This is a genomic window from Mycobacterium sp. AZCC_0083 (assembly GCF_014202335.1).
Lineage (GTDB): Bacteria > Actinomycetota > Actinomycetes > Mycobacteriales > Mycobacteriaceae > Mycobacterium.
This window is the reverse complement of sequence record NZ_JACHGP010000008.1, coordinates 119,172-133,678: the sequence shown is the minus strand read 5'-3', so window position 1 is coordinate 133,678 and position 14,507 is coordinate 119,172. Positions and strand designations below refer to the sequence as shown.

At 63.2% G+C, this 14,507-nt stretch carries 17 protein-coding genes and 3 tRNA genes; 4 read left to right on the top strand and 16 right to left on the bottom strand.

Features of this window, described 5'->3' with window-relative positions:
- The first annotated feature begins 34 nt into the window (after positions 1–34).
- Together HNP02_RS20675 and HNP02_RS20670 are read left to right on the top strand one after the other, a co-directional pair.
- Positions 35–1,108, top strand: a complete 1,074-nt coding sequence (locus HNP02_RS20675; RefSeq protein WP_184441997.1) for a glycosyltransferase family 4 protein — start codon at positions 35–37, stop codon at positions 1,106–1,108.
- A 22-nt stretch (positions 1,109–1,130) separates the two neighbouring features.
- A complete protein-coding gene (locus HNP02_RS20670; RefSeq protein WP_184441995.1) occupies positions 1,131–2,234 on the top strand; it encodes a glycosyltransferase in 1,104 nt (367 codons plus the stop codon).
- 66 nt (positions 2,235–2,300) lie between these two features.
- On the opposite strand, the gene HNP02_RS20665 is transcribed toward HNP02_RS20670, so the two are convergent.
- From HNP02_RS20665 to HNP02_RS20585, 16 genes are all read right to left on the bottom strand, one after another.
- Positions 2,301–3,008: an FkbM family methyltransferase gene (locus HNP02_RS20665; RefSeq protein WP_184441993.1), complete on the bottom strand. Its 708-nt coding sequence runs from the start codon at positions 3,006–3,008 to the stop codon at positions 2,301–2,303.
- A 212-nt stretch (positions 3,009–3,220) separates the two neighbouring features.
- Positions 3,221–4,525: a sugar transferase gene (locus HNP02_RS20660; RefSeq protein WP_255506789.1), complete on the bottom strand. Its 1,305-nt coding sequence runs from the start codon at positions 4,523–4,525 to the stop codon at positions 3,221–3,223.
- A gap of 1,259 nt (positions 4,526–5,784) precedes the next feature.
- Complete coding sequence (locus tag HNP02_RS20650) at positions 5,785–6,114, bottom strand: hypothetical protein (RefSeq protein ID WP_184441989.1); 330 nt, start codon at positions 6,112–6,114, stop codon at positions 5,785–5,787.
- Positions 6,115–6,942: 828 nt separating this feature from the next.
- Positions 6,943–7,650 carry a 50S ribosomal protein L1 gene (gene rplA / locus HNP02_RS20645; RefSeq protein WP_184441987.1) on the bottom strand — a complete coding sequence of 236 codons (708 nt, stop codon included), beginning with the start codon at positions 7,648–7,650 and terminating at the stop codon, positions 6,943–6,945.
- A 72-nt stretch (positions 7,651–7,722) separates the two neighbouring features.
- Positions 7,723–8,154: a 50S ribosomal protein L11 gene (gene rplK, locus HNP02_RS20640; RefSeq protein WP_184441985.1), complete on the bottom strand. Its 432-nt coding sequence runs from the start codon at positions 8,152–8,154 to the stop codon at positions 7,723–7,725.
- A 33-nt stretch (positions 8,155–8,187) separates the two neighbouring features.
- Entirely contained in the window at positions 8,188–8,868 is a 681-nt protein-coding gene (nusG, locus tag HNP02_RS20635; RefSeq protein WP_309241657.1) for a transcription termination/antitermination protein NusG, read from the bottom strand.
- A gap of 211 nt (positions 8,869–9,079) precedes the next feature.
- Complete coding sequence (gene secE / locus HNP02_RS20630; RefSeq protein ID WP_184441981.1) at positions 9,080–9,532, bottom strand: preprotein translocase subunit SecE; 453 nt, start codon at positions 9,530–9,532, stop codon at positions 9,080–9,082.
- Positions 9,533–9,599: 67 nt separating this feature from the next.
- A tRNA-Trp gene (locus HNP02_RS20625) sits at positions 9,600–9,672 on the bottom strand.
- 137 nt (positions 9,673–9,809) lie between these two features.
- Entirely contained in the window at positions 9,810–10,322 is a 513-nt protein-coding gene (gene hadC, locus HNP02_RS20620) for a (3R)-hydroxyacyl-ACP dehydratase subunit HadC (RefSeq protein WP_184441979.1), read from the bottom strand.
- A gap of 2 nt (positions 10,323–10,324) precedes the next feature.
- Positions 10,325–10,753 carry a (3R)-hydroxyacyl-ACP dehydratase subunit HadB gene (hadB, locus tag HNP02_RS20615; protein ID WP_149374855.1) on the bottom strand — a complete coding sequence of 143 codons (429 nt, stop codon included), beginning with the start codon at positions 10,751–10,753 and terminating at the stop codon, positions 10,325–10,327.
- A complete protein-coding gene (gene hadA, locus HNP02_RS20610; RefSeq protein ID WP_221317836.1) occupies positions 10,740–11,189 on the bottom strand; it encodes a (3R)-hydroxyacyl-ACP dehydratase subunit HadA in 450 nt (149 codons plus the stop codon). Before hadA ends, hadB begins: the two co-directional genes overlap by 14 nt.
- Positions 11,190–11,266: 77 nt before the next feature.
- Positions 11,267–11,434, bottom strand: coding sequence for a 50S ribosomal protein L33 (gene rpmG / locus HNP02_RS20605; RefSeq protein ID WP_023985310.1), 168 nt, complete (start codon positions 11,432–11,434; stop codon positions 11,267–11,269).
- Positions 11,435–11,473: 39 nt separating this feature from the next.
- A tRNA-Met gene (locus HNP02_RS20600) sits at positions 11,474–11,547 on the bottom strand.
- A 62-nt stretch (positions 11,548–11,609) separates the two neighbouring features.
- Positions 11,610–11,682: transfer RNA gene (locus HNP02_RS20595), tRNA-Thr, on the bottom strand.
- Between the two features lie 82 nt (positions 11,683–11,764).
- Positions 11,765–11,926 carry a hypothetical protein gene (locus HNP02_RS20590; protein WP_184441961.1) on the bottom strand — a complete coding sequence of 54 codons (162 nt, stop codon included), beginning with the start codon at positions 11,924–11,926 and terminating at the stop codon, positions 11,765–11,767.
- 169 nt (positions 11,927–12,095) lie between these two features.
- Positions 12,096–12,293, bottom strand: a complete 198-nt coding sequence (locus HNP02_RS20585; RefSeq protein ID WP_184441959.1) for a hypothetical protein — start codon at positions 12,291–12,293, stop codon at positions 12,096–12,098.
- A 29-nt stretch (positions 12,294–12,322) separates the two neighbouring features.
- On the opposite strand from HNP02_RS20585, the gene HNP02_RS20580 reads away from it, so the two are divergent.
- A complete protein-coding gene (locus HNP02_RS20580; protein WP_184441957.1) occupies positions 12,323–13,048 on the top strand; it encodes an MBL fold metallo-hydrolase in 726 nt (241 codons plus the stop codon).
- A 113-nt stretch (positions 13,049–13,161) separates the two neighbouring features.
- Positions 13,162–14,436, top strand: a complete 1,275-nt coding sequence (locus HNP02_RS42885) for a DUF4352 domain-containing protein (RefSeq protein WP_184442554.1) — start codon at positions 13,162–13,164, stop codon at positions 14,434–14,436.
- Positions 14,437–14,507: the final 71 nt, after the last annotated feature.

Genomic DNA, 14,507 nt, shown 5'->3' with positions numbered 1-14,507 from the left:
ATCGAAAGTGCCGAAAGGGCATCGTGTAGTGCTGGTGACCACCCACTATCCGCCGCTCGTGGGCGGCGCGGCGACATATTTCGCGTTACTCGCCCAGACGCTCTCTGCACGTGGCGCGGACGTGGCCGTGCTGACCACGCGGCAACCGAACCTCCCCGCCATAGAGCACGGCGTCGTCGACGTCTGGCGCGTGATTCCGAGTCTCGGCGGCGCGCCGGAAGCGATTCGCCAGTGGGCGCAAGCCGCGGCAACCTTCATCGCACTGGTGCTGCTGAGGCTCCGTGGCCGCGGTCGAATCGCGCACGTCCACGGGAGCAAATCGGTGACCGTTGGAACGGCGGCGTTCAGCATGATGTCTCGCGTGCCTGTGGTGTACGACGTCCAGGACTTCTTCTCGCGACCGATGGTCATCCGCCGCGGCGCCAATCCGCAGTACACCGCCGCCGGGAATCCGATCGCCGATCGACTCGCGTCGCTCGGGATCGCACGCGACCGCGTACTCGTCCTGCCGTCGATCCCGGACGACCAGGCACGAGCACCGGTGGCACCGCGCTCGGGTGCCGGTCCGTGCCGATGCCTCTTCGTCGGCGAGGTGAACCATGCAGTGAAGGGGTCCGATCTGCTCGTGCGTGCGTTTGCGCGCGTGCACGCCGTCGAACCGACGGCGCTGCTGGACGTCGTCGGCGATGGCCCGGACCGAGCCACAGACGAGGCGTTCGTCCGCGACAATGGCCTCGAGGCGGCCGTACGGTTTCTCGGCGTGATGCCGGCCGAGCAGGTGCTCGACGTGATCAACTCGACCGACATCGTCGTGATGGCATCCCGCACCGAGGGCATGCCGCGGGTCATCCTCGAAGCGTTTGCGCGCGGTGTTCCGGTGGTTGCGCCCCGAATCGGCGGCATCCCCGAAGCCGTCCGTGACGGTGAGACCGGCCTGCTAGTCGCTCCGGACGATTGGGCCGCGTTGGCAGACGCGCTCCTGCAATTGATTCGCGATCCAGTGCTCCGCCGGTCGCTCGGCGCGCGTGGGCGTACGTGGGTCGACGGGCTTCCGACCTGGAACGGGTTGGGCGCCCTGGTCGAGTCGGTCTACGACCGAGTCCGCTAGGTCGCCAGGGTGAGGCGCATTGATGTCTGAACAGGTAACGCTGGTAGCGCATGAATGGATCGCTGAGCTCGGCGGCTCCGAGAATGTGTTCGAGCAGATTCGCCTCGCCGTGCCGCACGGCCGTGCAGTGTGTCTATGGAACGGCAACCCGGTTCGATTCAGTGGTCTCGAGGAGACGTGGTTGGCCCGCTCGCCACTGCGAGACCGCAAGGCAGCGGCCATGCCATTCATGGGAAGTGCGTGGAAGCGGGTAGACCTCACCGACATCGAGAGGGTCGTCGTCAGCTCTCATGCGTTTTCACACCACCTCGCCAGCCGTGCTGCACATTCCGGTATTTCTGCATTCGCCTACGTACATAGCCCAGCGCGGTACGTCTGGGCTCCCGATCTCGACGAGCGGGGCAACTCGCTAGTTGGGCGTCTTGGACGCTCCTATTTCCGGCAGTGGGATCGGCGCCACGCTTCAAACGATGTCAACTATGCGGCGAACAGTCAGTTCGTGGCGAAGCGGGTGGCCGATGCTTGGGGCGTTGAAGCCTCTGTGATCTATCCGCCGGTAGATACCGACCGCATCCACGCCTTCGGCGGTGAGCTTACCGACGCTGACAACGCAAGGGCTCGCGCACTTCCGCCCACCTTCGTCTTGGGTGCGTCCCGCTTCGTTCCATACAAGAATGTTGACGCCGCAATCAGCGCGGGAGAGATTCTGGACCTACCAGTCGTACTCGCTGGGACGGGCCCAGATGAACCGCGTCTCAAAGCTTTGGGAGAGCATGCGCGGACCCCAGTCATATTCGTCGGACGAGTGAGCGACAACCTGCTGCTCGAAATGTACCGACGCGCAGCACTGTTCGTCTATATGGCCGTCGAGGACTTCGGCATCATGCCGGTAGAGGCCATGGCGTGCGGAACTCCCGTGCTAGTCAACGAGATTGGCGGCGCCAGGGAGAGTGTTCTAGGCGTCTCAGGCGGCCTCACATCAGGGTGGCGGGAATCGCGCTTCGACGACCCGGCTGCGGTGGAAAGGGCTCTGACGATCGACACGAAAGCTGCTGAGTCTGCGGTGGCGAAGTTTTCAAACGCTGCGTTCAGAAGCAACCTTCTCTCATGGGTGACAGTAGGTTGATCGCACATCGCAGACGAGTGCTCTAACGAACGCGATTGCTACGCAATATCATCGGCCCCATCCGAATCACATTTCAACGGAATGGCGTGAAGCCGAAACAGAGCCACGATGTTCCGGCTCTCCCGAGCGCGAAACCGTCCACTTCTTCTCCTCGACGACGTTGTGTACCTCGTCGAGACCAGCAGCTGCAAGGTGGCAGAACAATTCGGCGATATCGTATGGCGAGCCCTGCTCGTAGTCGAGGTGTACTTCCGCTACCGGTGCGAGTGCGTCGGCTGTGGCCGCCATAAGAATGGGTCCCGCGCTACCTTCGACATTTGCTTTTACTACAACCGATTGGCCGGGCCGCTTCTCAGCCGCACGTTCCAAGAGCGTCGCCAAGGTAACCATCGTGACCCTCTCGACGGACACGGCATCAACCATGTTCGCATATAACGAATGCGCCCAAGATTCAGGCGAGACGAAAAGCGATACCTCGCCTGCGTTGGCGCCCACGGCGATGCGCATTACTTCCCAGTCGCCCGAGCGGACGTTTTCCGAACGAGTCCGCTCAAGTACGTCGTAGTTGCCACTTTCGGGCTCACAGCTGATCACAAACGATGCGCCATGATTGAGGGCCCAAGCTCCGAAGTAGCCCTTGTGAGCGCCCAGGTCTAGAACCACGCGATCTTGGCAGGACACATTGAAGACACGTTCGTTCCAAAGGTAATCGAAGACCAACGCATCTATGTAAAGCGAATCGCCACCAAGATATACCGGCCCGCCTGGCAGCATTAGCCGGAGGTTTGTTGAGCGCGCCCTGTGCGTTATCAGCCGCGGCGCCTGCATAAGCAACCTAACGCGCGAATGCAGTGTTAGCTCACCCCCGATCTTCGCGATTCTAACTACTGTTAGGGCGTCTTGAACGCGAGGTGGCAGCGCCTCGATAACCTTCGCCTTGACCGACTTACTCACATCCACCGCCTGAGTCGTATTCGGAATCTCGCTCAATGTCCACGGCGGAGAAGAACCTCTGCAAATGTCCTCAGTACGATCTTGATGTCCAGCCATAGGGACCAGTTCTCGATGTAGAAATTGTCGTAGCGGGCGCGGTCGGCGATGGAAGTGTCACCCCTCAGCCCACTCACCTGGGCGAGCCCGGTGAGGCCGGCCTGTACGCGGTGACGGTTGGCATATCTGTCGAACTGCATGGAGAACTGCTCGACAAAGTGCGGCCGTTCTGGCCTCGGCCCGACCAGAGTCATATCTCCCCGAAGAATGTTCCACAGCTGAGGTAGCTCGTCGATCGACGTGCAGCGCAGGAACCGCCCGATCGGGCCGATGCGAGAGTCTGCGGCCACACACCACATCGTCTCCGACTCGAACTCATTCGCCGGCCGCATCGTTCGGAACTTCAAGAGTTGAAAGTGCTTGCCGTCGCGCCCCACTCGGACCTGCCGGAAGATGACGCCGGGCCCACCGTCGATCCGGACCATAAACGCAACGAGAACCAACATGGGCAGCAGCACGGCGGACGCAGCCGCCACAACTGCGATGTCGAACAGACGCTTGATCAACCGCGACGGCCCGCGAAGATTGGGATTGCGGATTCGCATGACTGGAATGGAGCCGATGTGGTCGGCCAGTCCCGTTTGAGTATGGAAGTAATGGATCCGAGGAACGACGAGCAGGTCTGTCTTCTGGCACGCCTCGGTACGCACGGCATCGATCAACGCGCGTTCGTCGATGTTGCCATCGGCGACGAGCAGAGTAGCAGCACCAGTTGCCGTGACCGCGAAGTCGAGATCGGCGAGGCGGCCCAAGCGCGGCACGTACTTCTCCGCCGGAAAGAGTTCGCCATCATCGACGAATCCGTCCACTTTGAGGCCATACGCCGGATGCTCGTCAAGGATTTTCGCCAACTCAGCCGCGAGCGGACCGCCCCCGATGAGGACGGTGTGATACGTCGCAATCCCTCTTCGGCGCCCCAAGGCAATGAGACGTGTAGTGATGACGCGGCCAACGAGAACCAGTGCGATGGCCTGGCAGGCGGTCTCGAGGAAGGTGATTACGGCTTCCCTTTGGTGCAGACACACGATTACTGAAGCAACCACCGCCACCGCCGCGAACAGCCGGGTAAGGATTGTGGGCAGCTCATCCAAGACGCTGAGGTGGAGCGGTGCGCGATACCGAACGCCGCCGGTCAAGAGAATTGTCGCAAGAACGGCCATCGCGACGACCGCGTGGATCTGGTGCGGCCGCCACGCCAATGGGGCCACTATCAGGACGATGTCGACTGGCGGCACGACCATCCACGCTCGGACGCGACTGGCGGACCGTACGCGGGCGGCATCATATCCGACGGCCATGCCGGAGGCTCCCACTTTGACTTCGAGAGTCTCTGGCCGCCGCGCGGCGTGACTGTTCGGGGACTGAGTCGCCGTGTCCCCCTGAGGGCTACGTAGATAAGTAGGGTCCGCCAGGGTCATGATTGACCCCTTGTTGAGCCGTGACAAGAATTTGCGACTGCGTTAGTTAGCAAACTTTGAAAGTTGGGCTTCGGTACCGCCGCAGCAGTTGGATTGGTCTGACGAGTCGGACCAATGCTGCGCGTGGCCAATGTGCGACCCCATGCACTGTCCATGGGGTCCACACCGGCCGGTCCCCCTGGCCGACGAATGGCGGTCCTACGCATCTGGACGAACCTCGCTGTTCGCATTTCATACCCCCCCGGGTTGCAGTCGACAGCTTTGCCGTTGAGATCCAGGGAACCCGCGCTAGCTCCTTCACCGTTTACGGCTGCGACAATTCGCGGATCCGACAGCGCGACCATCCCTGCATCTAAAGCAAACCGTAACTCATTAACCAGCATTCGCCAAGGGTTCGGGTGTATTGCAAGTTTTTTGTTGAACAGGTTCTCAAATACGCAGGTAAACGTCAATATTTGAACCAGCAGACGATGCGTTCGGCGCACCGATCAAAGTTTGCTGTAATTGACGGGAGCGACACAAATGTTCGCGGAAGAAATTGCACAGGCATCGTCTAGGACAGTGGTCGCGGTCGGACGGCAAGAAACGCAGGCGAGCCGCAGCTGTGCCGCACATGCACACCCGCACTTCGCGCGCCGTCATGTCAGTGAGTCGCTCGTGTCACGGGCAGGCTGTTGCGACGTTGCCGCCCCACTGGCTCCTTGGGTACTCGAGGTGATGCAGATCCTGGGCGACGGATGGCAGATCAGTTGGAGTCGCGTTGCCAGCCCACCAGCCGCCGCCCGCGGCCGTCTCAGCGGGCGCCATGACAGCCGCCGCCCGAACATCTAGCAACCGATTGCAAGTTCGCCATTATGGTTCGTTTCGTGGGCAGAGGCATGCCACGATTGGGGCATGGACGCGAAAGTCCCCCACACACTGTGGGGGACTATGCGCCTGCTCGCGCCGCCTCGGCTCGCTGCAATTTGCGGGTGACCGCCGGGTCGACCGGGATGCCGGGGCGGGTGGTCGTCGACCCGTCACCCCTCTTGAGGTAGCGGCCGTTCACGGCGACGGTTTGGGACGCGACGCCGCTGGCGTCGTCAAATGGGCTCGGCGCCGACGATCCAAACCGGTCGCGTCCCGGCAACCGTATAGATCACCCAGCTGGCGTCGACCTGACCGTACTGGCCGACAGACGCGGAGATGAACTGGGCGAACACCTCATAGTTGACCGTTATCCGATTGCCGGCGATCGTCGCGTGCCATCCCGCTGCCTCCAGGGCGCGCGAGCCCCACCCGATTGCGGGGATGCCGGCCAGTACTCGTGCGACTTGCTCGACGATGAGCGTGGCATCGACATCGTCCCCGGGCAGCGCCGGCGGAACATCAACCGCCGCAGGGTCTTTGAGATCATTACTGTAACCGAGCATCGTGCCCCCTCGAGAAAAACGTTTGCCAGTAGCGGTGCTCGCGGCTGAGCTGCAAGCTTGAGATGGAGAATCGAGATTTCAACCTTTTCCCTTGTGCGGGTAAGGATTACGAGTCATCACGTCAAGCGCCGAGCCCTTGGGCTCTCCGTGGCGCCGCAAGCTGCACCTGGTCGACCGCCCCCGCGGTCAGCACCGATGCCGGGTCTCGACCCCTCCATCCCCCGCGGGCCGGTTCGCTTAGGCCCTCTTGTCCCGAACGAGCGTCGGATGTCAGAAGGCTGACACACGGTTCGCCTGACCGCAAGCAAATCCTGTGAATTCGATAGTAAAGTCCTTGCGAATGGAAGGAATGCCCCTTGGTGCTCGTAAGCCCTGGCTCGACGCAATACTGGAACCAAGCCCGCTGTGGTTTGCGACGAGACCATGGATCGTGTCAGTATTGCGCAGCGGCGACCTGGGCCAGCTCGTCATAACTCACGAAATGGCGAGCACGAAATCCCACATTAAGGCCACCTGACCAGGGCACATGCCTGGCTCAGCCGATCCTCGAAGGAGTTATCGCTTCCGGCGCGAGAATCGGACTCCGCGGATAGCTGGTGACCGCACGAACGGCGCGACGAACCGCACGATCATCCGCCGACCGTGGCGAACGACGTGACCAAAGCGATCGGGATCAGTTGCCCGGAGGCGCAAATTTTACAAAGGCTTGTTGATCTAGCAATGAGTCTAGAAGCGCTAATTAATTGACGCGTGCGCAGTATTTCGTCCATCCCCGACTGCGGATCGTTGGCTGTCGCAGTCGGGGCACTCATCGCACCCTCGACAGGTTTATGCCTCGGTGAAGTTGCGCGTGACGGCCGGGTCGACCGGGATGCCCGGGCCGGTGGTCGTCGAGATGACGATCTTCTTCAGGTAGCGGCCCTTGGACGAGGCCGGCTTGGCCCGCAGGATCTCGTCGAGGGCGGCGCCATAGTTCTGCGTGAGCGCAGTCTCGTCGAACGACGCCTTGCCGATCACGAAGTGCAGGTTGGCCTGCTTGTCGACGCGGAAGTTGATCTTGCCGCCCTTGATCTCGGACACGGCCTTCGCAACGTCGGGGGTGACGGTGCCGGTCTTCGGGTTGGGCATCAGGCCACGCGGGCCAAGCACGCGGGCGATCTTGCCGACCTTGGCCATCTGGTCGGGCGTCGCGATGGCGGCGTCGAAGTCAAGGAAGCCGCCCTGGATCTTCTCGATCAGGTCGTCGCTGCCCACCTCGTCGGCACCTGCGGCGAGTGCGGCTTCGGCCTTCTCACCAACGGCGAACACGATGACGCGGGCGGTCTTACCGGTGCCGTTGGGCAGGTTGACCGTGCCGCGGACCATCTGGTCGGCCTTGCGGGGATCCACACCGAGGCGGATCGCAACCTCGACGGTGGCGTCCTGCTTCTTCGACGACGTCTCCTTGGCCAGCTTCGCGGCCTCGAGCGGCGTGTAGAGATTGTCGCGGTCGATCTTCTCGGCGGCTTCGCGGTATGCCTTGCTGTTCTTGCTCATTGAAAATCCAATCGGTTTCGTTGGGTTGTGGTTGGCGGGCCGGAGCTGGCCCTCCCACGTCCTGCGGTACTGCTACTTGACGGTGATGCCCATGGAGCGGGCAGTGCCCGCGATGATCTTCGCCGCGGCGTCGATGTCGTTGGCGTTGAGATCTTCCTTCTTGGTCTCGGCGATCTCGCGCACCTGGTCCCAGGTCACCGTGGCGACCTTGGTCTTGTGCGGCTCGCCGGAACCCTTCTGCACGCCCGCGGCCTTCAGCAGCAGCCGGGCAGCCGGCGGGGTCTTCAGGGTGAACGTGAAGCTGCGGTCCTCGTAGACGGTGATCTCCACGGGGATGACGTTGCCGCGCTGCGACTCGGTCGCGGCGTTGTACGCCTTGCAGAATTCCATGATGTTGACGCCGTGCTGACCGAGCGCGGGACCAACCGGCGGGGCGGGGTTGGCCGCGCCAGCCTGGATCTGCAGCTTGATCAGCCCGGTGATCTTCTTCTTCTTCGGGGGCATGCTCGTTCGATTCCTTTTCTTTTTCTTGCGTCTTTAGATCTTGGTGACCTGGTTGAAGGTCAGTTCGACGGGTGTCTCGCGGCCGAAGATGGACACCAGCACCTTGAGCTTCTGCTGTTCGGCGTTGACCTCGCTGATCGACGCGGGCAGCGTCGCGAACGGGCCGTCCATGACGGTGACCGACTCGCCGACCTCGAAGTCGACCAGGATGACCGGCCGCTCGAGCCCACCGGACTCCGACGCCGCAGCACCGGCCGTGCTCTTCGCCGGCTTCTTCGCCGCGGCGGGAGGCAGCAGGAACTTGACGACGTCGTCGAGCGTCAACGGCGACGGCTTGGAGGTCGCGCCGACGAAACCGGTGACGCCGGGCGTGTTGCGCACCGCGCTCCAGGACTCGTCGGTCAGCTCCATGCGCACCAGGATGTAGCCGGGCAGTACCTTGCGATTGACCTGCTTGCGCACGCCGTTCTTGATCTCGGTGACCTCTTCGATCGGGACTTCCACCTGGAAGATGTAGTCACCGACGTCGAGGTTCTGCACACGGGTCTCGAGGTTGGCCTTCACCTTGTTCTCGTAGCCCGCGTAGGAGTGGATGACGTACCAGTCGCCTGGCCGCGAGCGCAGGTCCTTCTTGAGCGCCACGGCGGGATCGACGTCCTCGTCCTCCACCTCGGCCTCGGCCTCGGCTGCCACCTCGGCGACATCCTCGGTCACTGCCTCGGCGACATCCTCGGTCACCACCTCGGCGGTGTCGGATGCCTGCTCGTCAGTGGCGTCGTCGGCGGTCTCGTCAGCGGCGGAGTCCGCCACCTCGACCGCCTCGTCGACGATCACGTCGGACTCACCCGAGGGCGTATCGCCATCGAAGGTCGTCACGGTTGTCAATCCTCTCTAAATTCTTCAGCTCGTCATGCGGGGTGCAGGATCAGCCGAACACCAGGCCGACGAGCTTGGCGAAGCCGAGGTCGACTCCACCGATCAGCGCCACCATGAACACCAGGAAGACCAGCACCACGGTGGTGTAGCTGACCATCTGCTTGCGGTTTGGCCAGATCACCTTCCGCAGTTCGGCGACGACCTGCTTCAGGAAGTTCCATACGAAGACGAAGGGGTTCTGCCGAGGAGCGCTCTTCTTGGCGGTCTTCTTCTTGCCAGAGCCGTTCTTCGACGTCGTCTTGGTCTTGGTGTTGGGCTCAGCCTCGGTTGCTACATCCGCGTCCGAGTCGGTGACGTCGCTCTCGAACGTCCCGCGGCGCGACCGCTTGCCCGTCGGGCGCAGCGGCCGGGTACCCACGGCGGTCTGTCCGCCGGTCTCGTCGGTGTCCGTGCTGTCGGTCACGTCGCCTGCGGCGCCAGCACTGTCGCGCTCGTCGCTCACCGCACGCCTTTCGTCTGGTTTATGTGGTCACCTTCCAGTGTCCACACGTGTCTAGTCTTCAGTTGAGCAGGGGCGACAGGACTTGAACCTGCAACCTGCGGTTTTGGAGACCGCTGCTCTGCCAGTTGAGCTACGCCCCTTTACGGTTGGCAGGCCAACCTGCGGGCCTCACACAATTTTGCGCGCTCCCCGATCGGTCGATCAGCAACCGACGGACAGCGCGCTCAAATGGGTGAAACCCCGAGGACCCAGTGTACATCGGGCCAGGTCCGAGATACTAATCCACTACAGCCGCGGTCCTGATGACCTGGCCGCTCTCCGGGTCCCACTTCACCGAGATGGAATTGTCGCCCTCGTGGCCCATCAGCGTGGTGAAACCTTCGAGTACCACCTCGCCTGTGTCGTCGGTGCAGACGCTGCGGGTGACCACGATGTCCGCCCCGAACCGTTCGACGATGGATTGGACCTCCATGCTGGCCCGCAGCTGATCGCCGGCCTTCAGCGGGCGGTGGAAGACGAAGCTCTGGTCCACCTGCACGATCTGCATGGTGGCCAGGCCGACGTCGAACTTGCGGAAGAAGTCCTTCTGCACCAGCAGCGCCAGGATCGCAGGGAACGTCAGCGGTGCGATGAGGTTGTCGTGGCCGAGTTCGGCGGCCGCCTTCTCGTCGAACGTCGCCGGGTCGTCGGCCTTGATCGCCCAGCCGTACTGGCGGACCTGTTCGCGACCGATGACGAAGGTGTCGGGATAGTGGTGCACCATCCCCAGAATCTCAGGATTGACGGGCATGGCTAGGCCAACTTCGCGGTCGCGATCGCGCGCCCGAAGATCTTCTTTCCCCCAGTGGTCGCCGACAACGCGATGGTTATCGACTTGGACTCGGGCTCAACGGATTTCACACGTCCATTGAACACGATTTCAGCGCCGACGCCGTCGTTCGGGACCGGCACCACCGCCGTGAACCGCACGTTGTACTCGGTGACCGCAGCCGGATCGCCCACCCACGACGTCACGTAACCGCCGCCGAGGCCCATGGTCAGCATGCCGTGCGCGATCGCAGTGTCCAGGCCCACCTGCTTGGCGATCTCGTCGTCCCAGTGGATCGGGTTGAGGTCACCGGACACCCCGGCGTAGTTCACCAGGTCCCCCCTGGTCAGCGGGATTACCCGCTCCGGAAGCAGGTCGCCCACCTTTACCGAACTGAACTCACGCAGTGCCATCGGAAAAGCCCTCTCCACCGTCGTCTGAACGACCCGCCAGGGTCGTAAAAGTCTCTTGCACGGCCTCACCCTGCTCGTTGGAGATGAGGTTCCTCGTCACGATGATGTCGGTACCGTGCGCTTGCCGAAGGGAATGCACGGAGACGTCGCAGTACAGGCGGTCGCCGGCCCTGATCGGCTTGAGGATCCTCAGCTCCTGGTCGACCTGAACGATCTGCGCGTCGGTGATACCGATGTTGGCCTGGGCGAAGAAGGCCGTCTGCGCCTGGTAGCCGAACACCGAGATGAAGGTCAGAGGCGCCGGCAGCGAGCTGTGGCCAAGATCCGCCGCAGCGGTCTCGTCGTGGTAGGCGGCATCGTCGTTCTTGACGGCGACGGCGTACTCGCGGATCTTCTCGCGCCCGACCTCATAGAAGTCGGGGTAGCGGTAGTGCATGCCGACGATCTTCGGAGATAAGGCCACGGATTCAGAACCTAACCGTCAACCCCGAGCCGAAGCCCGAGGGTTGACCGCTAACGCGATTCCTTGTGCGGCTGGTGATGTCCGCAGTTCGGGCAGAACTTCTTGATCTCGAGGCGATCGGGATCGTTGCGGCGGTTCTTCTTCGTGATGTAGTTGCGGTGCTTGCACACCTCGCACGCCAAGGTGATCTTGGGCCGTACGTCGGTACTGGAGGCCACGTCTGTTGTCCTTCTTCATCTACTTGCGTTGTCGTCTTGTAGCGGTGGGGAGGCTCGATCTCCCGACCTCACGATTATGAGTCGTGCGCTCTAACCAGCTGAGCTACACCGCCATGCCGGGTTGCCTCGGCTCGCGGGGTTTCTCCCGTCGCTCCGCTCGCCCAGGTGTCCACCGAGCCCCCTAACGGAATCGAACCGTTGACCTTTTCCTTACCATGGAAACGCTCTACCGACTGAGCTAAGGGGGCCTGACCCCCAGCGTCGGACAGCGTCCGCGTAGTGGGCCTTAAAGAGGGTACATTCTCCCGGTTTCAGTAGCCAAACCGCTGCTCACAGAGCGACCGCAACACCGTCCGACAATGGCCCGCCGCGAAGCCAGATCGACTCGAGGTCGGGGCCCTTTGGCACGTCGAAGACCACTTCTGTCTCGATCGACGCGCCAGGAGCGACTTCGGCCACCATGTTCCCCCAGGTACAGCCAAGCCTCGTCATCGGCCTCGAACACCGTGGTGCCGTCGGACAGCGTGTTGAACGAGGCAAAGAATCGTTGACGACGAAGGCGAAGTCGCCGTCGCGCACCTCCTCGCCCGTGCCCGCGGCCTGCGGCTCGGTGGGCCCTTCCTCCCCGATCTCGGACGGCGCGCTCGCCTCCGCCGGGCGCTCAGGTGACGGCGATGCTGTCGACGTCGGTCTTCGTCGTCAGCACGACCGCGACCACCGCACCGACGATGAGTACGACGACGGCCGCCGCGGCCACTCCTATGAGCAGCCTCCTGTCGGGACCGTGCGATGAGGTGGGAACGGCGTCGACGAGCGGCGGGGCGTTTGCCAGCCCCGCCGACACCGTGCGCTCGACCACGCGGCCGTCAGACGTTTTAGTCTTGGCGCATGGCGCCCGCAGAAGATGATGACCGGCTGTACTTCCGGCAGTTGCTCTCCGGCCGCGACTTCGCGGCCGACGACATGATCGCCCAACAGATGCGCAACTTCTCCTATCTGATCGGCGACCGGGAGACGGGCGATTGCTTGGTGGTCGATCCGGCCTACGCCGCAAACGATCTGGTCGATGCCCTCGAGGCCGACGGCATGCACCTATCGGGCGTGCTTGCCACGCACCACCACCCCGACCACGTCGGTGGGTCGATGATGGGTTTCGAGCTCAAGGGTCTTGCCGAACTGCTCGAGCGGGTCAGCGTGCCCGTGCACGTCAATTCCCGTGAGGCGGAATGGATTTCACGCATCACCGGCATTCCGCTCGGCGACCTCACTTCACACGACCACGGCGACAAGGTGAACGTCGGCGACATCGAGATCGAGTTGCTGCACACCCCGGGCCATACGCCGGGTAGTCAGTGCTTTCTGCTCGACGGCCGCCTCGTCGCCGGTGACACGCTGTTCCTGGAAGGCTGCGGCCGCACCGACTTTCCCGGCGGCAACGTCGACGATATGTTCCGCAGCCTGCAGGCGCTGGCTGCGCTGCCTGGCAACCCGACGGTGTTTCCGGGGCACTGGTATTCGACCGAGCCCAGCGCGCCATTGTCCGATGTACGTCGCACCAACTACGTCTATCGGGCAAACGACCTGGAGCAATGGCGCATGGTGATGGGTGGCTGACGCGGCCCAGAGATTGACGCTAGCGTTAACCGAAACTGCGCGTTGTTTGCGGGCCTGCGATATTGTCCGGTTTCGCAGCGCCGATCGGGCGTATGACGGGGAGGACCTCACCGATGACCACACCTAGCACGCCGGCCGGTTGGTATCCGGACCCTGACGGCTCGGGCGGCCAGCGGTACTGGGACGGCTTCATCTGGACCGAGCACCGCTCCCCCGCAGTGGGTTCGCCGGAGCCTGCAGGCGAGCATTCGGGGAGCGAGGCTGCGACGTCGGTGGTGTCGCTTCCCGAGCAGCCGACGACCGTTGTGCCGACGGGCGCGCACCGCGCACCGGACCCGGCACTCGAACCCGAACCCGAACCCGAACCGGTGATTCCACCGGCAGAGCCCGTCGCGCCGTCCTTTGAAACGCCATCCTCCGAAACGCAGTCGTATGGGACTCCGTCCTACGAGCCACCGACGTTCGAGACGCCGTCGTTCGAGGCAACTGCGGCAGCGGCAACGTCGTACGAGGCGCCGACATTCGAAACGCCTTACGAGCCACCGACATTCGAAACGCCTTACGAGCCACCGACATTCGGCGCACCCTCCGCCGAGCCACCGACATTCGGCGCACCCTCCGCCGAGCCATCGTCGTACGGGGCACCTTCGTATGATGCGCCGTCGTTCGGCGCACCCTCCTCCCAGGCTCCGTCGTACGAGGCCCCGACATTCGAAACCCCGACCTTCGAAACGACGGCCTACGATGCGCCGCCAGTCACGACACCGTCCTCCTTTGCCGGCTCGGATGGCACGGGCGGTCCGCCCGACAACCGCAAGGTGCTCATCGGGTATCTCAGCGGCGTCGGCGTGCTGCTGCTGGCGCTGATCCTTGCGGCGGTCTACGGCTTCGTGATTCGCGACAACACCCCGCCCCAGCTCGCCTCGCCGAGCACGTCGACGTCGTCGGCGACGTCCAGCGAGTCCTCCACGACGGAGACCACGTCGGAATCGCCAACCACGACGCCCGGACTCGGCGATGAGGCCACTGACGGCGACTTCGTGTTCTCCGTCGCGAGCACCGACAGCGGCGACACCATCACCTCGCCGATCGACGAGAGCGTCGTGAAGACCGCGAACGGCGAGTACTTCGTCGTCTACCTCAACGTCGGGAACAACGGTGCTTCGCCGTTGACGTGGCTGTCCGTGCTGCAGATGCTCAGCGACGGCACCCAGACGTTCGCGCCGGACGTCGAGGCATCGGCCGCTCTCACCGGCGATGTCATCACGATCGATCCGGGCGCCCAGCTCGAGGTGGCGCTCGCCTTCGACGTGCCGATCGGCACCGTTCCGACCACGATCCAGTTGCATGGCGACCCCGGCAGCGCAGGAGTCGAACTGCCGGTGTAATCCGGTGCGATTTGGGGCTTTCGCGACGGATTTCGTGGCCGGAACGGTTGCGTGGGCAAGAAACCGTCGCC